This window comes from Pseudocitrobacter sp. 2023LY-00077 (genome assembly GCF_055796175.1).
The window spans coordinates 98,898-117,126 of the sequence record NZ_JBSPEI010000007.1 but is presented as its reverse complement, the minus strand read 5'-3'; the positions used below and the strand labels follow the sequence as shown (position 1 = coordinate 117,126).

19 protein-coding genes are annotated in these 18,229 nt (G+C 53.8%); 10 read left to right on the top strand and 9 right to left on the bottom strand.

Annotated features, from left to right (window positions below; genetic code table 11):
• Window positions 1-104: 104 nt before the first annotated feature.
• The 5 genes from dacA to lipA all read left to right on the top strand — a co-directional run bounded on the left by dacA (window position 105) and on the right by lipA (window position 4,799).
• Window positions 105-1,304 (top strand): D-alanyl-D-alanine carboxypeptidase DacA, encoded by a 1,200-nt coding sequence (gene dacA, locus ACWWFX_RS11000; protein WP_149464373.1) that lies wholly within the window; start codon window positions 105-107, stop codon window positions 1,302-1,304.
• Between the two features lie 104 nt (window positions 1,305-1,408).
• Window positions 1,409-1,672: a DUF493 family protein YbeD gene (ybeD, locus tag ACWWFX_RS10995; RefSeq protein ID WP_015965386.1), complete on the top strand. Its 264-nt coding sequence runs from the start codon at window positions 1,409-1,411 to the stop codon at window positions 1,670-1,672.
• 61 nt (window positions 1,673-1,733) lie between these two features.
• On the top strand, window positions 1,734-2,405 hold the full coding sequence (gene lipB / locus ACWWFX_RS10990) for a lipoyl(octanoyl) transferase LipB (protein ID WP_442961866.1): 672 nt from the start codon (window positions 1,734-1,736) through the stop codon (window positions 2,403-2,405).
• Window positions 2,406-2,680: 275 nt separating this feature from the next.
• Window positions 2,681-3,634 (top strand): YbeF family transcriptional regulator, encoded by a 954-nt coding sequence (locus ACWWFX_RS10985; protein WP_276218444.1) that lies wholly within the window; start codon window positions 2,681-2,683, stop codon window positions 3,632-3,634.
• 199 nt (window positions 3,635-3,833) lie between these two features.
• Window positions 3,834-4,799, top strand: coding sequence for a lipoyl synthase (lipA, locus tag ACWWFX_RS10980; RefSeq protein WP_015965389.1), 966 nt, complete (start codon window positions 3,834-3,836; stop codon window positions 4,797-4,799).
• A 226-nt stretch (window positions 4,800-5,025) separates the two neighbouring features.
• On the opposite strand, the gene tatE is transcribed toward lipA, so the two are convergent.
• Both tatE and ACWWFX_RS10970 read right to left on the bottom strand, forming a co-directional pair.
• Window positions 5,026-5,232, bottom strand: coding sequence for a twin-arginine translocase subunit TatE (gene tatE, locus ACWWFX_RS10975; RefSeq protein ID WP_276218447.1), 207 nt, complete (start codon window positions 5,230-5,232; stop codon window positions 5,026-5,028).
• A 127-nt stretch (window positions 5,233-5,359) separates the two neighbouring features.
• Window positions 5,360-6,148: a deaminated glutathione amidase gene (locus tag ACWWFX_RS10970; protein WP_276218448.1), complete on the bottom strand. Its 789-nt coding sequence runs from the start codon at window positions 6,146-6,148 to the stop codon at window positions 5,360-5,362.
• 93 nt (window positions 6,149-6,241) lie between these two features.
• Between ACWWFX_RS10970 and crcB the strand changes: the two genes are divergently transcribed.
• Window positions 6,242-6,619 carry a fluoride efflux transporter CrcB gene (gene crcB, locus ACWWFX_RS10965; protein WP_015965392.1) on the top strand — a complete coding sequence of 126 codons (378 nt, stop codon included), beginning with the start codon at window positions 6,242-6,244 and terminating at the stop codon, window positions 6,617-6,619.
• A 59-nt stretch (window positions 6,620-6,678) separates the two neighbouring features.
• On the opposite strand, the gene cspE is transcribed toward crcB, so the two are convergent.
• The 7 genes from cspE to ACWWFX_RS10930 form a co-directional block, all read right to left on the bottom strand.
• Window positions 6,679-6,888 carry a transcription antiterminator/RNA stability regulator CspE gene (gene cspE, locus ACWWFX_RS10960; RefSeq protein ID WP_000034825.1) on the bottom strand — a complete coding sequence of 70 codons (210 nt, stop codon included), beginning with the start codon at window positions 6,886-6,888 and terminating at the stop codon, window positions 6,679-6,681.
• Window positions 6,889-7,080: 192 nt separating this feature from the next.
• The gene (gene pagP / locus ACWWFX_RS10955) at window positions 7,081-7,650 is read right to left on the bottom strand and encodes a lipid IV(A) palmitoyltransferase PagP (protein WP_231828207.1); all 570 of its coding nucleotides are present in this window, start codon (window positions 7,648-7,650) and stop codon (window positions 7,081-7,083) included.
• 155 nt (window positions 7,651-7,805) lie between these two features.
• On the bottom strand, window positions 7,806-10,925 hold the full coding sequence (locus tag ACWWFX_RS10950) for an efflux RND transporter permease subunit (protein WP_473223803.1): 3,120 nt from the start codon (window positions 10,923-10,925) through the stop codon (window positions 7,806-7,808).
• Entirely contained in the window at window positions 10,922-12,358 is a 1,437-nt protein-coding gene (locus ACWWFX_RS10945; RefSeq protein ID WP_473223802.1) for an efflux RND transporter periplasmic adaptor subunit, read from the bottom strand. The genes ACWWFX_RS10950 and ACWWFX_RS10945 overlap by 4 nt, the downstream gene beginning before the upstream one ends.
• Window positions 12,355-13,611, bottom strand: a complete 1,257-nt coding sequence (locus tag ACWWFX_RS10940; protein ID WP_276218460.1) for a TolC family protein — start codon at window positions 13,609-13,611, stop codon at window positions 12,355-12,357. The genes ACWWFX_RS10945 and ACWWFX_RS10940 overlap by 4 nt, the downstream gene beginning before the upstream one ends.
• A gap of 12 nt (window positions 13,612-13,623) precedes the next feature.
• Window positions 13,624-13,956, bottom strand: coding sequence for a copper-binding protein (locus tag ACWWFX_RS10935; RefSeq protein ID WP_276218462.1), 333 nt, complete (start codon window positions 13,954-13,956; stop codon window positions 13,624-13,626).
• A gap of 54 nt (window positions 13,957-14,010) precedes the next feature.
• Complete coding sequence (locus ACWWFX_RS10930) at window positions 14,011-14,355, bottom strand: DUF2946 domain-containing protein (protein ID WP_473223801.1); 345 nt, start codon at window positions 14,353-14,355, stop codon at window positions 14,011-14,013.
• 382 nt (window positions 14,356-14,737) lie between these two features.
• On the opposite strand from ACWWFX_RS10930, the gene dcuC reads away from it, so the two are divergent.
• From dcuC to uspG, 4 genes are all read left to right on the top strand, one after another.
• The gene (gene dcuC / locus ACWWFX_RS10925) at window positions 14,738-16,108 is read left to right on the top strand and encodes an anaerobic C4-dicarboxylate transporter DcuC (RefSeq protein WP_015965399.1); all 1,371 of its coding nucleotides are present in this window, start codon (window positions 14,738-14,740) and stop codon (window positions 16,106-16,108) included.
• Between the two features lie 89 nt (window positions 16,109-16,197).
• Complete coding sequence (gene rna / locus ACWWFX_RS10920) at window positions 16,198-17,004, top strand: ribonuclease I (protein WP_473223800.1); 807 nt, start codon at window positions 16,198-16,200, stop codon at window positions 17,002-17,004.
• 159 nt (window positions 17,005-17,163) lie between these two features.
• Window positions 17,164-17,574, top strand: a complete 411-nt coding sequence (rnk, locus tag ACWWFX_RS10915) for a nucleoside diphosphate kinase regulator (protein ID WP_276218468.1) — start codon at window positions 17,164-17,166, stop codon at window positions 17,572-17,574.
• 179 nt (window positions 17,575-17,753) lie between these two features.
• Window positions 17,754-18,182 (top strand): universal stress protein UspG, encoded by a 429-nt coding sequence (uspG, locus tag ACWWFX_RS10910; protein WP_015965402.1) that lies wholly within the window; start codon window positions 17,754-17,756, stop codon window positions 18,180-18,182.
• The last annotated feature ends 47 nt before the right edge of the window (window positions 18,183-18,229 follow it).

Genomic DNA, 18,229 nt, shown 5'->3' with positions numbered 1-18,229 from the left:
AGTCATTAACAAAGTCGTATGCGATGTCGGATGCCTGCCCGCACTGCATTTGCTATAGTAAGGCACTTTTTTTAATTCCATAAACGGACGTCGTTGTTCTGACCATGAAGACCTCTCTTTCTGCTTGCTTACTTATCCCAGCGCTCTCAGTCGCCGTACTGACCTCCGCTGCCCATGCCGATGATTTAAACATCAAAACCATGATCCCGGGCGTACCGCAGATTGACGCGGAGTCCTACATCCTGATCGACTACAACTCAGGCAAAGTTCTGGCTGAACAGAACGCCGACGCCCGCCGCGACCCGGCCAGCTTGACCAAAATGATGACCAGCTATGTTATCGGTCAGGCGATGAAAGCGGGTAAATTCAAAGAGTCCGATCTGGTCACTGTCGGCAACGACGCCTGGGCGACCGGCAACCCGGTCTTCAAAGGCTCTTCACTGATGTTCCTGAAACCTGGCATGCAGGTTCCTGTTTCTCAGCTGATCCGCGGTATCAACCTGCAATCCGGTAACGATGCCTGCGTGGCGATGGCCGACTTCGTGGCAGGCAGCCAGGATTCCTTCGTGGGTCTGATGAACAGCTACGTCAGCGCGCTGGGTCTGCAAAACACCCATTTCCAGACCGTTCACGGCCTGGACGCTGACGGTCAGTACAGCTCTGCACGTGATATGGCGAAAATCGGTCAGGCACTGATCCGCGATGTGCCGAACGAATACACGATCTATAAAGAGAAAGAGTTCACCTTTAACGGTATCCGCCAGACTAACCGCAACGGCCTGCTGTGGGATAACAGCCTCAACGTAGACGGTATTAAAACCGGCCACACCGATAAAGCAGGCTATAACCTGGTGGCTTCCGCTACCGAAGGTCAGATGCGTCTGATCTCCGCCGTAATGGGCGGTCGCACCTACAAAGGTCGCGAAACGGAAAGTAAAAAACTGCTGACCTGGGGCTTCCGCTTCTTCGAAACCGTTAGCCCGCTGAAAGCAGGTAAAGAGTTCGCCTCTGAGCCCGCCTGGTTTGGCGACAGCGATCGTGCTTCCCTCGGCGTGGACAAAGACGTTTATCTGACCATCCCGCGTGGCCGCATGAAAGATCTGAAAGCCAGCTATGTGCTGACCTCCACCGAACTGCATGCACCGCTGCAGAAAAATCAGGTCGTGGGCACTATTAACTTCCAGCTGGACGGCAAAACAATTGAACAGCGTCCGCTGGTGGTGCTGCAGGAAATTCCGGAAGGTAACTTCTTCGGCAAAATCATTGATTACATTAAATTAATGTTCCATCACTGGTTTGGTTAAAAATCACCCACTTGAAAGTGTGATTTCGATCCCCATATACTATGTAACGTTAAGCAACTCCCGCCTGTCCGGCGGGAGTTGTTCTTTTTACCACTGGAGCTGACATGAAAACCAAACTGAACGAACTGCTTGAATTCCCGACTCCCTTTACTTACAAAGTGATGGGTCTGGCGAAACCTGAGTTGGTTGACCAGGTGGTGGAAGTGGTACAGCGCCATGCGCCTGGTGATTACTCTCCGCAGATAAAACCGAGCAGCAAAGGCAACTACCACTCGGTGTCCATTACCATCAACGCGACGCATATTGAGCAAGTGGAGACGCTGTACGAAGAGTTAGGCAATATCGAAATTGTTCGTATGGTGCTGTAATCCCTGCCACGTTACCCGGCCTGCCGGGTAACGTTAATTGTTTGTGATATACTCCCCGTCCATGAATTCCTCTCTCTACGGAGATGCTGTTTTGGACACCAATACCCTTCTCATCCGCCAGCTTGGCTTACAGCCGTACGAACCCGTATCGCAGGCCATGCATGAGTTTACCGATCAACGCGACGACACAACGCTCGATGAAATCTGGCTGGTTGAGCATCACCCTGTCTTTACTCAGGGCCAGGCCGGTAAAGCGGAACATGTACTGGTGCCGGGCGATATTCCCGTAATTCAAAGCGACCGTGGCGGCCAGGTGACCTATCACGGGCCGGGTCAGCAGGTGATGTACGTATTGCTGAATCTGAAGCGTCGTAAGCTTGGCGTGCGTGAACTGGTGACGCTGCTGGAACAAACGGTGGTGAATACCCTGGCGGAGTGCGGTATTGACGCGCATCCGCGCGCCGATGCGCCGGGCGTTTATGTGGGTGAGAAAAAAATCTGCTCCCTGGGGCTGCGCATTCGTAAAGGGTGTTCTTTCCACGGCCTGGCCCTGAATATTGCGATGGATTTATCGCCCTTCCTGCGCATCAATCCTTGCGGTTACGCCGGTATGGAGATGACCCAGGTACAGCAGTGGAAAGCTGATGCCACGCCTGACAATATATCACCGCTTTTAGTCTCACATTTTTTAGCGCTGCTAAACAATCCACCACACGAATATATTCACAGTTAATATATATTCTCCCCAGCCCAACCTTACCGTTGGGCTGGCGTTATTTCCCTCCTGCCCCCCCTTTACAAAAATATCAAAATTCTATATTTTCTCTTCAGCTTCATTCAGCAAAAATAACATACCAGACTACCACAGCAACCAATACATAAAGACAACTCATTGAATAAATGAGATAAAATTAAAACAAAATCACAAATTGCAATTTTGTATCGAAGATAATAATAACGACAAAAGCAATAAACCATTCACATGGTGAATGCAAAAGGGTAAATAGAGTGGAATATCAGCAACCGTTAGAAAATAAATCACCGCCACGTATCGATAATGATACAACCCAGATTTTCCGCACCTTACGTAATATTGATCTTAATTTGCTGACGATTTTTGAAGCGGTCTATGTCCATAAGGGGATTGTTAACGCAGCGAAAGTGTTAAATATCACGCCGTCTGCCATCAGCCAGTCGATTCAAAAACTGCGTGGTCTTTTCCCTGACCCGCTGTTTATCCGTAAAGGTCAGGGGGTGACGCCAACGGCCTATGCCACGCATCTGCATGAATATATTAGCCAGGGGCTGGAGTCGATACTTGGCGCGCTGGATCTTACCGGCAGTTATGATAAACAGCGTATCCTCACCATTGGTACGCCGCCCTCCGTCGGGGCGCTTATCATGCCTGCGATTTACCAGGCCATTAAAGAAAGCTACCCGCAGATTCTGGTACGTAATATTGCCGTCAACGACACAGGCAATCAGCTCAGCCAGTTCCAGACGGATTTGATCATCGATAGTCATGCTCAGACAATGCCAGCGCTTTACAGCCACACGCTGTTTCGCGACCCGCTGGTGCTGGTTTGTCGCCATGGGCATCCCGTTTTACAGCAATCCGTTACCCTGACATTGCTGAAGGCGTATGAATATACTCTGTTGACGCCCGATGGCAGCAGCCACAGCAGCCTGCATAAACGCATTCATGAGATGCTGCCAGACCGTCAGGTGAGTTTCAGCAGTTACAATTTGTTCACCATTGCGTCACTGATTGGCGGCAGCGACCTGCTGGGGATCATGCCGCGTCGATTCTTCTCTCTTTACCGTCAGTGCTGGCCGCTGGCCTGCATTGATTTTGCGCCCATTCAGCAAGAAGAAGTCGAATTTTCATTGCATTACAACAAGCTCAGCCTGCGCGATCCGGTTTTACAGGGTGTCATTGATGTCATTCGTCAGGCATTCTGATCGCGAAAACAGTTAGCCCGTCCGATAACTAAAAAGCATAAAACAACAACTATTTTACAATTTGCCGCACTGGCAGGCTGCTTTGACACCCGTTTCAATGGTATACTGCTTACAATGAATTCAAAAATAGTTGATAAATGCAACATTTCATTGAATTGAAACGCTTTCCTTAAAGACTCGCAACTGGAACACGCACGCTATGAGTAAACCCATTGTGATGGAACGCGGTGTTAAGTACCGCGACGCCGATAAAATGGCACTTATCCCGGTCAAAAACGTGGCCACCGAGCGCGAAGCGCTGCTACGCAAACCCGAGTGGATGAAAATCAAACTTCCGGCTGACTCCTCCCGTATTCAGGGTATCAAAGCGGCGATGCGCAAGAATGGCCTGCACTCTGTTTGTGAAGAAGCCTCTTGCCCGAACCTGGCGGAATGTTTTAACCACGGCACCGCGACATTCATGATTCTGGGTGCTATCTGTACCCGTCGTTGCCCATTCTGTGACGTTGCCCACGGTCGCCCGGTTGCCCCGGATGCCAACGAACCGGGCAAACTGGCGCAAACCATCGCCGACATGGCGCTGCGTTATGTGGTCATCACCTCCGTTGACCGTGATGACCTGCGCGACGGTGGTGCTCAGCACTTTGCCGATTGCATCAGCGCCATCCGCGAGAAAAGCCCAACGATTAAAATTGAGACGCTGGTTCCTGACTTCCGTGGTCGTATGGATCGCGCGTTAGAGATCCTGACGGCAACCCCACCAGACGTCTTTAACCACAACCTGGAAAACGTACCGCGTATCTATCGCCAGGTGCGTCCGGGCGCGGACTATAACTGGTCGCTGAAGCTACTGGAACGCTTTAAAGAAGCGCACCCGGAAATCCCAACCAAGTCTGGCCTGATGGTCGGCCTGGGTGAAACCAACGCGGAAATCATCGAAGTGATGCGCGATCTGCGTCGCCACGGCGTCACCATGCTGACCCTGGGTCAGTATTTGCAGCCAAGTCGCCATCACCTGCCGGTACAGCGTTATGTGAGCCCGGATGAGTTTGAAGAGATGAAAGCGGAAGCGCTGGCGATGGGCTTCACCCACGCCGCGTGCGGCCCGTTCGTTCGTTCCTCCTATCACGCCGATCTTCAGGCGAAAGGGATGGAAGTGAAATAAACGCAGACGCAGCGTTTAGCGAAGCCGTTGCTTTTAAGCAGCGGCTTTTTTATACCGGCATTAGAAACATCTGATTGCAACTTAATACCTTTCGTCATATTTCAGGTATCAAAAAAGGCCATTGCGTCTCCGCGTTGGCCTTTTTAACAGGCTATAATTGCCCGCTATAAGACATGCACCTGCTTAAAGCAGAATTTATCCGCACGCCTTATCCAATGTCTGCTGCTTACTCTTTGTGAGAGAGTTTTTCCGCCGGGATGTCATCCGCATCAACACTTTTCTTAGCGCTGACCTCATCCTCGTTCATGGCTTTCTTAAAGCCCTTGATTGCTGAGCCCAGGTCGCCGCCCAGCGTACGTAATTTTTTGGTACCAAACACCAGAACAATCAGCGCTGCGACAACCAGCAGTTTGGTAATACTAATCTCACCCATAGATACCTTCTTCTCTAAAACAGGCTGCAAAATGCGTTAAATGACCATAGCGTATTAACGGTCATCTTACCGCGCGCACACAATAGCAATCTGTAACAAGGTGAATCAAGTGTTGTTTAAAAAAACGTCACAGTAATTGCGGTAGCGCAAAACGGCGGTTAGTTAATACCGGTAATTGTGCGCGCACCTCTTTCACCTGCTGTTCAAAGACTTCTGCCATTATAAGTTGCGGCGTGGCCCCGGCACCGGCGAGCGTGACGCCCAGGGGGTCGATAATACGGCTCTGGCCGATATTCCGACTGCCACATTCGCCCGAGGCGACGATATAACAGGTCGTATCGAGCGCGCGGGCCGCCAGAAGCGTTGACCAGTGGTGCTCCTTCAGTGGCCCGCGTACCCATGCCGCCGGTAGAACCAGCAGATTTGCGCCCTGAAGTGCCAGGCTTAACGCCAGCTCAGGAAAGCGCAGATCGTAGCAGGTCATTAACCCTACGCGCATCTCACCAACCTCAAGCAGCGGCGGCACCACCGCGCCCGCATCCACAAGTTTTGACTCCTGCACGTTAAACGCATCATAGAGGTGCAGCTTCTGATACTGCGCAATTACCTCTCCGCCACGCAGCGCCACCAGCGTATTCACGGCCCTGCCCGCCGTAGAGGGCACGTGCAGCGTCAGGATGGTCGTCAGCGTATCCTGACGGCTCTGAGCCTTCAGTTCCTGCATAAAGCCGCCATCGAGCATCTGAGCGGATTTCACGCTGAGATCGGGGTCAGCGATATCACGCGCCAGCAACGCCTCAGGCAGTACCAGCAATGAGACGCCACGTTCTGCTGCCGTGCGCATCAGCGAGATGCATTCCTGCGCGTTGGCCTGCCAGTCGGCAGAAACGCTAAATTGACCCGCCGCGACCCACATATGACGTCCTCTTTTTTACGTTGGTTCTGGCAAGATTAGCAGCTTCAACGCTAAACTCACCCACTTCGATGGTTTGAAAACAGGAAAAATCAGGTGTTCAACGTTCTCCTGGCAGTTTTTATCGGCGGCGGAACCGGAAGCGTCGCGCGCTGGATGCTCAGCACCCGGCTCAACCCAATGCATCATGCGCTGCCGATTGGCACGTTAACGGCAAACCTGCTGGGCGCGTTTATCATTGGTGCGGGGCTGGCGTGGTTTAACCGAATGACGCATATCGACCCGATGTGGAAACTGCTTATCACCACAGGATTCTGCGGCGGTTTAACCACCTTCTCCACTTTTTCGGCGGAAGTGGTCTTTCTGTTACAGGCGGGGAAGCCGGGATGGGCACTGCTGAATGTCGGGGTGAATCTGCTGGGCTCGTTTGCGATGACCGCCCTGGCCTTCTGGCTGTTTAACGCCAGTCGATAAATGGACGAAAAAAAACCCGCGATTAGGCGGGTTTTGAATTCTGACTGCTAATGCGCTGATTACAGAGCGATTACGTTAGCAGCAGAAGGGCCTTTGGCACCGTTAGTGATTTCGAACTCTACACGCTGACCTTCAGCCAGAGTTTTGAAACCATTGGTCTGGATTGCAGAGAAGTGTACGAACACGTCTTTGCTGCCATCTTCCGGAGTAATGAAACCGAATCCTTTGGACTCATTAAACCACTTAACGTTACCTTTAATCTTAGACATCAAAATTACCTTTATATGAAAAAACGACACAAATGCTGTGTCAGGTATCAGTACAACAATAATGCTGCGTTTTGTCTAGTGCAGGTTAGCTAAAAAGTGATAAATGTCTCTAACTTTTATACGGGGGTTGACTTTAATTCGAGTTTGTTAGCAACCCAGTCAACCCCACTGCTCCCGTGCGCAAAACCAGGATTAAAACTGGAAGCGCATCCAGGCGAAGTAAACGTTGCCGTTGTTATAGGTGCCCGGTATATAGGTCATCTGGAAGGTTGCCGGACCATAGCCGATAGACGCCATCGGCAGCAGCACCGGAATCGGCACATAATTGTAGTTGTCACGCGCCGTCACCCCTACCGTATAGCCCAGTCCCAGACGGAAATTATCATCGCTCAGCGGTCGCCATGTTTTCTCCCAGCCGTAACCGCCAATCGGCTCCCACTTGTTCCAGGAGTCTTTAAACGCCATCAGATAGATGCCGTGCCAGTTCCCTTTTTCATCCCAGCGAGAGACACCAAAACCCGCGCCCCATGGACGTTCGTTGTAACGGTCGGTTTTCTCTTTATCGTAGGCAAAGCGCGCATGCCAGGTGATTGCCGGAACATAGAGATCGTAATGCTGGGGTTCATCCCAGGTTTGCGCAATATTATCGTTGAGCGTGGAGAAGCCGTTGCGCACCGATTCGGTAAATGAGGCATTCGCCGCAGGCAGAATGCAGAGTTGAGCCGCAATTAGCGCAGCCACTAAATAAATTCGTTTGAGCATTAACACGTTAGCATTACCAAAGCTTATTACATAATAGAAATAGCGTACCAATGCTAACCTTAATCAAGGCTTAACAATATCGGGTTATTCTTTATTTTAGGGTAATTCTTAGTAAATAAAGTAAAGTAATTAAGCACCCCGCAGGGTGCTTGTATTCATTGTTTACGGTGGATGATGCGATAAAGCGCGGGAATAACCAACATCGAGAGTAACGGTGCGGAAATCATCCCGCCGATCATCGGCGCGGCAATCCGGCTCATCACTTCCGAGCCCGTACCACTGCCCCACATGATAGGCAGCAGGCCGGCCATGATGGTCGCGACTGTCATCACTTTGGGGCGCACGCGTAGTACCGCCCCTTCATGAATTGCGCGCATTAATAGCGGTGTACCGCCATCAGGATCGGATTTACGATGTTTCTCAAGCGCGTGATTCAAATAGAGCACCATAATCACGCCAAATTCAGCAGACACGCCAGCAAGGGCGATAAATCCTACCGCGCCAGCCACCGAGAGATTATACCCCAGCAGCCATAACAGCCAGACGCCGCCGATCAGCGAAAAAGGAAGAGTTCCCATTATCAGTAATACATCTGAAATACGTCTGAAGGTTAACCAAAGTAGTGTAAAAATAATCACTAAGGTCACCGGAAGGACTATTTTCAGTTTTGCCGTAGCGCGTTCAAGATATTCAAATTGCCCGGACCAGGAGAGCGTTACCCCCTGCGGCAAGGCCACCTGTTGCGCTACACGCTGCTGCATCTCATCCACCGCGGATTTCAGGTCACGTCCGCGTAAATCGACATAGATCCAGTTCGACAGTCGCGCATTTTCGCTTTTCAGCATCGGCACGCCTTCGGTGATACGGATATCCGCCAATTCGCTGAGCGCCACCTGGCTACCATTGGCCGTCACCACCGGCATTGCCCGCAGTTTGTCGATATTATCGCGCCATTCGCGCGGGTAACGGATGTTAATGGGATAGCGTTCTCGCCCTTCGATAGTCTGACCAACGTTCTCGCCGCCCACCAGCGTCGACACCAGCGATTGCAACTCTTTCACCGACACGCCATAGCGTGCCGCCTGCTGGCGGTTGATGGCGATATCAACATAACGTCCGCCGGAAAGCCGCTCAGCCAACGCGGACGTCACGCCAGGTACGCCTTTTACCACCTGCTCGATTTCGCGGGCGACACGTTCGATATCCGCCAGGTTATTGCCGTTCACTTTGATTCCCACCGGGCTCTTGATGCCTGTCGCCAGCATATCGAGACGGTTGCGAATCGGCGGTACCCAGACGTTGGCAATCCCCGGTACTTTCACCGTTTTATCCAGCTCTTCAATCAGTTTGTCCGGCGTCATGCCCGGTCGCCACTGGTCGCGAGGTTTGAACTGAATGGTGGTTTCCAGCATAGTCAGCGGTGCAGGGTCGGTCGCCGTTTCCGCGCGCCCGGCCTTACCGAACACGCTGGCTACTTCCGGCACGCTTTTAATCAGCCGATCGGTTTGTTGCAGCAGGCGGCTCGCTTCGCGTGCAGAAATGCCCGGCAGCGTAGACGGCATATAGAGCAAATCGCCCTCGTCGAGCGGCGGCATAAATTCGCTGCCCAACTGGCTGAGCGGCCATAGCGTAATACCCAGCAGCAGCAGCGCCAGCGCCAGCGTCGCCTTCGGCCAGGCCAGCACTTTATCAAGCAGCGGCTCATAGGCACGAATCAGCCAGCGGTTAATCGGGTTGGCTTGCTCATCCGGGATTTTTCCGCGAATAAAATAGCCCATCAGCACCGGCACTAAGGTGATACCGAGCCCCGCAGCCATTGCCATCGCCCAGGTTTTGGTGAACGCCAGCGGCGCAAACATTTTCCCTTCCTGCGCTTCAAGTGAGAAGACGGGAATGAACGACAACGTGATGATCAGCAGGCTGCAAAACAGCGCGGGCCCCACTTCGGTTGCCGCTTGCCCGGCAATGTGCCAGTAATCGGAGCCGGAAGGCGTTTTATCGGGATGATCGTGCCGCCACTGTTCCAGAACCTTGTGCATGTTTTCGATCATCACGATCGCCGCATCTACCATGGCACCGATGGCTATCGCAATCCCACCCAGCGACATAATGTTGGCGTTGATCCCCTGATAGTGCATAACGATAAACGCACCAAGTATGCCAAGCGGCAGCGAGACAATTGCCACCAGCGCCGAGCGGAAATGGAACAGAAACAGGGTACAAACCAGGGCAACGACGATAAACTCTTCAATCAGCTTATGGGTTAACGTTTCGATCGCGTGGTCGATAAGCTGCGAACGGTCGTAAACCGGGACGATTTCCACCCCTTCCGGCAACGTTTTTTGCAGCGACTGAAGTTTCGCCTTCACGTCCATAATGGTCTGACGGGCATTCTTGCCATAACGCATAATGATAATGCCGCCGGCCACTTCCCCCTCGCCGTTAAGCTCCGCGACGCCGCGCCGAATTTCCGGCCCCATCCGCACATCAGCGACATCCGCCAGCAGCACCGGCACGCCATCACGGCTGGTCACCACCACCTTGCGGAACTCATCGAGCGAATGCAGATAACCGGTGGTGCGTACCATGTATTCCGCTTCGCCCATCTCCATCAGTGCACCGCCGCCCTCCTGGTTGGCGGATTTCAGCGCATCGACAATTTGCTGATGCGTCACGTTTAGCGCCCGCATCCGCGTCGGATCGGCAATCACCTGATACTGGCGTACCATCCCGCCGACGCTGGCGACTTCCGAAACGTTAGGCACGGTTTTCAGTTCGTACTTCAGCGTCCAGTCCTGGAGCGCACGCAGATCCGCAAGACTGTGTTTGCCGGTACGGTCAACCAGCGCATACTCGTAAATCCAGCCCACGCCCGTGGCATCCGGCCCTAATGCCACCGTGACGCCTTCCGGCATTTGCGCCTGAATCTGACTCAGATACTCCAGCACGCGCGAACGCGCCCAGTAAAGGTCAGTACCGTCTTCAAACAACACGTACACATAAGCGTCGCCAAACATCGAAAAGCCGCGCACCGTCTTCGCGCCAGGCACCGAAAGCATGGTGGTGGTAAGCGGATAAGTGACCTGATCTTCTATAATCTGCGGCGCTTTTCCCGGATAGCTGGCGCGAATAATCACCTGCACATCAGAGAGGTCCGGCAGCGCATCCAGCGGCGCACGTTGCACCGCCCAGGCGCCCCACAGCGCCATCCCCAGCGCCGCAAAAATCACCAGCAGGCGATTACGCAACGCAGCACGAATCACGGCGGCAATCATTTCTCGCCTCCCGTCATTGGCATCCATTGTGAAATCAGCGGCCCCTGCGCATCATCCAGCGTAAAGTGGAACATGATGTTATCGCCAGGCTTCGGTTTTGCCGCGCTGGCGCTGAGGGTGAAGTCCATAGTCATCGCCCCCCAGTGCAGCGCGGGAATCGGCTGGTGCGACAGCGTCACCGTGTTCCCTTCGATGGCCTTGACGACGCCGTTGCCGACATACTCTGGCGCCTTTTTCGTTTCCTGCGGCAAGGCGCTGCGCAGGCTGGCTTCGGAATCAATCAGGAACTGACCGGAGGTCACCACCTTATCGCCCTCTTTCAGCCCTTCTTTGACCTCCGTCCAGCCGTTGGCGGTTACGCCAGTGGTGACGCGTACCGGTGCGAAGTGCCCGTCTCCGGTGGCGACAATCACCCGATTTTCACTGCCGGTGGCAATCAGCGCTTCTTCCGGAATAGCCAGCACCGGCGGCTGCGCGGATTCATCCTGCAAACGCACGGTTAAAAACATCCCGGGCTTCAGTTTGTGCTGCGGGTTATCCAGCACAATGCGCGCCTTCAGGGTGCGTGTGGTGGTTTCCATCTGCGGCAGCAGTTCACTTACCTTGCCGTGGAACTGCTCGCCCGGCCAACCGTCAGCGCTCGCCACGACGTCACTGCCCGGTATCAGGCGTTGCGCCTGGGTTTGTGGGTAATCAATCACCACCCATACCGGGTCCTGGCTTGCCAGTTCAAACAACGGCGCGGTGGCGGTAACCTGCGCGCCTTCACGCGTGTCGAGCTTCGACACGTAGCCCTCCTGCTCGGCACGCAGCACCATTCGCGACTGCGGTTTGCCGCTGCGTTCCACCTGGCGAATGACGGATTCCGGCATAAAGGTCAGCGTCAGGCGCTCACGAGCGGCCCGGCTGAGCGCGGCATCGCCAAGTTGACGTACGGCCAGATACTCCTGCTGCGCCGCCGTCCATTCGGGGATCCACAGCTGCGCCAGCGGCTCACCGGCTTTCACCCACTGCTGCGGGGCGCGAACAAACAGTTTCTCGACGACGCCGTTGGCCGGAGACGGAATAATTTGCAGGCTACGCTCATCGGTGGTGACCGTGGCAAACGCGGAAAAAGGCTGCACCAGCGCACGTTTTTCTACGGCGCCGATGCGCATGCCGAGACTTTGCTGCTGTTGCGGGCTAATGCTAACGCCGCCGTTATCCGGCGTTTCATCGGCATAGCGCGGCACCAGTTGCATATCCATAAACGGTGATTTTCCCGGCTTATCAAAGCGCTGGCCGGGGACCATCGGGTCGTACCAATAGAGCACTTTGCGCGCCGTCGCATCCGTGGCGGCGGAGTCTGTCGCCGGGCTACGATGTCCGGCGTAATAGCCCGCTCCCGCCGCCAGCACGGCCACAATCGCCAGCGTCAGTAAGTTCTTGTTCATAGCGCCAGCTCCTGTGGAATTAAGTAGTGAATGGCCGCCCAGGTTCGGGCGACCTCGCGTTCGGCCTGACTGGTGGCAAGGGTGCTGTCCAGCACATCGCGACGCGCGGCGAGCAAGGAGGAAAGGTCAGACTGCCCGGCGCGATACTGGGCGGTCAGTAAGGAAAGGCGCTGCTGCTGGAGCGGTAGTGTTTCATCGCGCAGGCGCAACCAGATATTTTGCGCGGCCTGATATTCGGCAATCAGCGAGCTAATCTGGGCGGCGTGATCGCGTTCAGTCAGCGAAAGCTGATCGTTGGCCTGCATAGTGCGAGAGACATCCGCCGCGTAATCTTTATCCTGACGTTTATCTTTGAACAGCGGCAAATCGACGGTAAACATCACCCCCGCCATATCGTCATACCCTTCCGAGCGATGGCCGTAGTACACCTCGACATCGACGTCGGGGATGGCCGCCACCGCCGACTGTGCCGAGCGCGCTTTGGCTTCGTTAGCTTCCCGCGCGGCGGCAATCACTTCCGGGTGCTGATCCACACCGGCCAGCAGCGTGGCTTCATCCGCAGGCAAGCGTTGATACGGCGGCAGTGCGCCGGAAACCGATTCAATCGGCTGACCGGTAAACTTCATCAGTTTTGCCCGCGCCACCTGCACATCACGCTCCGCCAGGGTGACGTTATTGCGCATTGCGTTCAGCGTGACCTTTAGCGCCAGTACGCTGTCCGGTGCGGCGGTTCCGCTGCCGACGCTGGCGCGCTGCGTTCCCTGCTGTCGCTCGGTTTCCGCCACCAGCTTTTTGGCCGATTGCAGCGCTTTTTCCGAGAGCGCGAGATCGAGCCACGCTTGCGCGGTATCGCGTTGCAGCGCGGCACGAATCGCTTCTGATTTCGCGCTAACGCTTTGCGCCTGCGCCTGTAACGTCTGCGCCTTGCGTTCGCGTTTTTCGGCGCTGACGTAACGCTGCATGATGCCCACGCGCTGCATGGTCATCCCTTCGCGGGTCAGACGTTGGTTATTACTGCCCTGTACCGGGACGTTTTCGATACCAAATTTCAGTTTCGGATCCGGCAATTCACCTGCGGAATCCGCCATATTTTCCAGCGCCCGCGCTTCATTGCGATTAGCGGAAAGTTCAGCGGAATAGCGCTGGGCTTGCGACAGAGTTTGCGTGAGTGTCCATGACTCCGCCTGCACGGCGGAGCCAAAAAACCCAAGCAACACCCCGCCGAGCCAAAGGCTCAACGTGCGTTGTTTCATATCACCTCCGGCTTAGCGGTGCGGATTCAGGGATACAATCTGGTAACCGCTATCACCTTCGGTAAAGGTGAAATCCACATCCTCGCCCACGCGTTGCGCGGTCACGGGTTGGCTTGTCGGTTGGGCAAATTGCATCGTCATCGCAGGCCAGTTCAGCGCGGGGATGGGATGATGGGCAATAGTGATGGAAGTGGGGGTCACTTTTTTGATAACACCTTCCCCCTGCCAACTGGCGGCGGACGGCATGGTCATTGTGGCGTGTGCGCTCATCTCGTGAGCAGAAACGGAAAATGCGGATACAGCAAACAGTACGCCAGCCAGCGCACGAGTATAAATTGCAGACATAGTAAACTCCTGATAATCGTTAATTAATTGATAGTTAAACGGATTATCAGGTTTCTATTCGCGGAACCGGCAAAAACGGATCGTTGCCGGAGGCCCTACGGCGGGAGGTGCCAGTGACCACGCGTCTTCCTGGACGGCTTCACAGGTCGGCATAACTAACGCCAGGCTGGAAACCACCGGAATCGCGACTAAAGAGGAGTTATCGAGCGTTTTCTGCGAGGAGTCGGGCACACAGTGCTGCCCGCACAGCGACATGTTGTTTGCCGTCGCATGCGATGACATCTGGTGATCCATATGCTGGATCATCGCCACCTCGCCCGCCGGGCTTAACTGACAGTCATGAGAAGCAATTGCTACCTGGCACTGGATAAACCAAAAACCGAACGCGAGCAGAAGCATCAGAAAATGTTTTCTGATGAAGCGTAAGCGCCAGTTCCAGGATGCGTACATAATCACGATTCGGTTAATGAAAGTAACCGGAGTATACGCAGGCAATATTCGTGAAATAAAGTCTTTTTTAATTGCTTTACGATTCAACAAACTGGAAATAATTATAACAATTAATTCACTTATTGCTTTCAGATACGCCCTGCCCCGCTATAATCAAGAGGTTTTCAGCTTTGTGATTTACTCGATCAATTGCCTGTTGTATTACTACAAATAATCATTTTATTGATTTCCATCAGCAAGTATTGCCGCTTATTTCGGCACATTCCCTTTATTATTCTTTTTTATGCGCCATTTGTAGCGCATATTTTCGACAATGGTGATAGGTATACTCATGTTAACGGCATTTGAGCTCCTGATTGGGGTTGTGGTCATTGTGGGCGTTGCCCGCTATATCATTAAAGGCTTTTCCGCCACCGGCGTGTTGTTCGTCGGTGGGATTGTCTTGCTGATCGCAAGCGCGCTGATGGGCCATAAAGTGTTACCCGCCAGCGAAGCAAGCACCGGCTATTCCGCAACGGATATCGTTGAATACATCAAAATCCTGCTGATGAGCCGCGGCGGCGACCTCGGCATGATGATCATGATGCTGTGTGGTTTTGCCGCCTATATGACGCATATTGGCGCCAACGACATGGTCGTAAAACTGGCCTCAAAACCGCTGCGTTATATTAACTCACCCTATTTGTTGATGATTGCCGCCTATTTCGTCGCCTGCCTGATGTCGCTGGCTGTGTCATCCGCGACGGGCCTTGGCGTATTGTTAATGGCAACACTGTTCCCGGTGATGGTAAACGTCGGCATTAGCCGTGGTGCGGCTGCTGCTATTTGCGCCTCTCCGGCGGCGATTATTCTTTCTCCTACTTCCGGTGACGTCGTGCTGGCGGCAAAAGCGGCGGAGATGCCGTTAATTGATTTTGCCTTTAAAACGACGCTCCCAATCTCAATCGCAGCGATTATCGCAATGGCGATTGCCCACTTCTTCTGGCAGCGCTATCTCGATAAAAAAGAGAACGTGTCCCATGAAATGCTCGATGTGAATGAAATCACCACCACCGCACCGAGCTTTTACGCCATTCTGCCCTTTGCGCCGATCATTGGCGTGCTGATTTTCGACGGTAAATGGGGCCCGCAGCTGCACATTATTACCATTCTGGTTATCTGCATGCTGCTGGCGGCGGTACTGGAATTCTGCCGCAGTTTCAACACGCAGAACGTCTTCTCCGGTCTGGAAGTGGCCTATCGCGGCATGGCGGACGCCTTCGCCGGCGTGGTGATGCTGTTAGTTGCGGCGGGCGTCTTTGCCCAGGGCCTGAGCACGATCGGCTTTATCGATAGCCTGATTTCCATCGCCACCTCGTTTGGTTCCGCGAGCATTATTCTGATGCTGGTGCTGGTGGTGCTGACCATGCTGGCGGCGATGACCACCGGTTCCGGCAACGCGCCGTTCTATGCGTTTGTCGAAATGATTCCTAAGCTGGCGCACACCTCGGGTATCAACCCGGCTTATCTTTCCATTCCGATGCTGCAGGCATCCAACCTTGGCCGTACCATCTCCCCGGTTTCCGGCGTCGTGGTTGCGGTAGCCGGGATGGCAAAAATCTCGCCGTTTGAAGTGGTGAAACGCACCTCCGTTCCGGTGCTGGTTGGCCTGGTCGTGGTGATCATCGCGACTGAAATTCTGGTACCGGGTAGCGCGCTGTAAGTATTCGCGAAACTGATAAAAGGCGTCTAACGACGCCTTTTTTATGCTTTAATAATTGCCTTGAATCGTTAACACCCCGGATACGTACTATGTTCAGGAAGGATCTTCTGGCCGGATGCGTCGGCACCCTGCTGCTCGTCGCGCAATGCGCCAGCGCTGCCCCCCTCACTCCCACGCAATATGGCGATTTTGACCGCTATGTGCTGGCGCTTTCGTGGCAAACCGGTTTTTGTCAGAGCATGAACGACAGAAATCGCAAAGAGCCGCAGGAGTGCAAAATCCAGAAAGAGACGGCCAACAAAGCCGATCATCTCACCGTCCACGGTCTCTGGCCGGGGCTGCCAAAATCTATCGCCTCTCGCGGCGTTGATGAAGGCCGCTGGATGCGCTTTGGTTGCGCGACGCGCCCGATTCCGAATATGGCGGAAGCCAAAGGCAGCCGTAAATGTTCAGCCCCCGAAACCGGTTTATCGCTGGAAATGGCAAACAAGCTGAACGGTGTGATGCCCGGTAGCGGTGGAAAATCCTGCCTTGAGCGTTATGAATATGCCAAACATGGCGTCTGTTTTGGTTTCGACCCGGACGCGTATTTCGGCACCATGGTGCGCCTGAACAGCGAAGTGAAAGCCAGCGCGCTGGGGCAATTTTTAGCCGCTAATTATGGGCAAAAAGTGAAGCGCAGCGACTTTGATGCCGCCGTTGCCAGCGCCTTCGGTAAAGAGAACGTCAAAGCGTTTAAACTGACCTGTAATGGCAACCCAAACTATCTTACCGAAATGCAAATTTCACTAAAAGCCGGGAACATCAACGCGCCACTTTCTGCCGCGTCGTTCCTGCCTCAGCCGCACCCCGGCAACTGTGGTAAACAGTTTGTGCTGGATAAAGTGGGATACTGACAATAATCGAGATAAATCGATAATTTTCAGTGATTGAATGTGCGTTGTATCACTTCAAACCTGATGATTGAATGCGTATGATGGTGTGAGATGAACCCTTGCCGCTGGCGGTGAGGGTTTTCTTTTGGATAGACGTTTCTGGAACGACATGGAGTAACTATGACCAGACCTGCCATCATCATTAATGAGTTCGATGCGGAGCGTATCGACAGACTGCTGGAACTGCCTGCTTACGCAAACTCTCCGGTGGCTGGCGCGCTGAACGACGAACTGGACCGCGCGCAAATGTGCCCGCCGGAACAGGTTCCGCCTGATGTCGTGAGCATGAACAGCAAGGTGAGATTTCGCGATCTGACCAGCGGCGAAGAGCGCGTGCGAACTCTGGTATTTCCTACGCAAATGACAGACAGCAACACGCAGCTTTCAGTGCTGGCCCCGGTGGGCGCGGCGCTGATTGGGCTGCGCGTTGGTAGCACGATTCACTGGGAACTCCCCGGCGGCACGTCCACGCATCTTGAGGTGCTGGAACTGCTCTACCAGCCGGAAGCAGCCGGTGATTACCAACGCTAATTGCGATGAATTAAGAGGATGCCCCGGCATCCTCTTTCTGTCTCTGGTGGCGGTATCTGGCGAGATTGAAAAAACTTTACACCCTTCCACGCAGCGAACGATAAATTTGAGATATCAATGACAAACTAAAAAGTCATAATATGCTTTGATATCAAATACAGAGACAAGGAGGAATGCATATGTACAAGACAATCATTATGCCCGTTGACGTATTCGAGATGGAATTGAGTGATAAGGCTATCGCTCACGCTGAATTTCTGGCGCAGCAGGATGGGATTATTCATCTACTCCACGTGCTGCCCGGCTCCGCCAGCTACACCATGAGCCGTTTCGCGGCGGATGTGCGTCGCTTTGAAGAGCACCTTCATCAGGAAGCGATCAACCGTTTAGAAACGATGAAAAGCCACTTCAGTATCGACCCCGAGCGCCTGAAACTGCACGTGCGCATCGGCAGCGTTCGCGACGTGGTGAACGAGCTCGCTGAAGAACTGAAAGCTGACGTGGTGGTTATCGGTTCCCGTAATCCGTCCATCTCCACTCACCTGCTGGGTTCGAATGCCTCCAGCGTTATTCGCCACGCCCATGTGCCGGTGATGGTGGTGAGATAAAAAAATGCCCGCGCAATTTTTATCGCGCGGGCACCCTTCCGGTTTCG

Coding starts and splice junctions, on each gene's coding strand:
- ACWWFX_RS10970 (WP_276218448.1), bottom strand. CDS start 6,148: ATGTGGGTCGCGGCGGGTCAATTTAGCGTTTCTGCCGACTGGCAGGCC.
- tatE (WP_276218447.1), bottom strand. CDS start 5,232: ATGGGTGAGATTAGTATTACCAAACTGCTGGTTGTCGCAGCGCTGATT.
- rnk (WP_276218468.1), top strand. CDS start 17,164: ATGACCAGACCTGCCATCATCATTAATGAGTTCGATGCGGAGCGTATC.
- pagP (WP_231828207.1), bottom strand. CDS start 7,650: ATGCTCAAACGAATTTATTTAGTGGCTGCGCTAATTGCGGCTCAACTC.
- lipA (WP_015965389.1), top strand. CDS start 3,834: ATGAGTAAACCCATTGTGATGGAACGCGGTGTTAAGTACCGCGACGCC.
- ybeD (WP_015965386.1), top strand. CDS start 1,409: ATGAAAACCAAACTGAACGAACTGCTTGAATTCCCGACTCCCTTTACT.
- ACWWFX_RS10930 (WP_473223801.1), bottom strand. CDS start 14,355: ATGCTTCTGCTCGCGTTCGGTTTTTGGTTTATCCAGTGCCAGGTAGCA.
- dcuC (WP_015965399.1), top strand. CDS start 14,738: ATGTTAACGGCATTTGAGCTCCTGATTGGGGTTGTGGTCATTGTGGGC.
- ACWWFX_RS10945 (WP_473223802.1), bottom strand. CDS start 12,358: ATGAACAAGAACTTACTGACGCTGGCGATTGTGGCCGTGCTGGCGGCG.
- ACWWFX_RS10950 (WP_473223803.1), bottom strand. CDS start 10,925: ATGATTGCCGCCGTGATTCGTGCTGCGTTGCGTAATCGCCTGCTGGTG.
- ACWWFX_RS10935 (WP_276218462.1), bottom strand. CDS start 13,956: ATGTCTGCAATTTATACTCGTGCGCTGGCTGGCGTACTGTTTGCTGTA.
- cspE (WP_000034825.1), bottom strand. CDS start 6,888: ATGTCTAAGATTAAAGGTAACGTTAAGTGGTTTAATGAGTCCAAAGGA.
- rna (WP_473223800.1), top strand. CDS start 16,198: ATGTTCAGGAAGGATCTTCTGGCCGGATGCGTCGGCACCCTGCTGCTC.
- ACWWFX_RS10940 (WP_276218460.1), bottom strand. CDS start 13,611: ATGAAACAACGCACGTTGAGCCTTTGGCTCGGCGGGGTGTTGCTTGGG.
- lipB (WP_442961866.1), top strand. CDS start 1,734: ATGAATTCCTCTCTCTACGGAGATGCTGTTTTGGACACCAATACCCTT.
- uspG (WP_015965402.1), top strand. CDS start 17,754: ATGTACAAGACAATCATTATGCCCGTTGACGTATTCGAGATGGAATTG.
- dacA (WP_149464373.1), top strand. CDS start 105: ATGAAGACCTCTCTTTCTGCTTGCTTACTTATCCCAGCGCTCTCAGTC.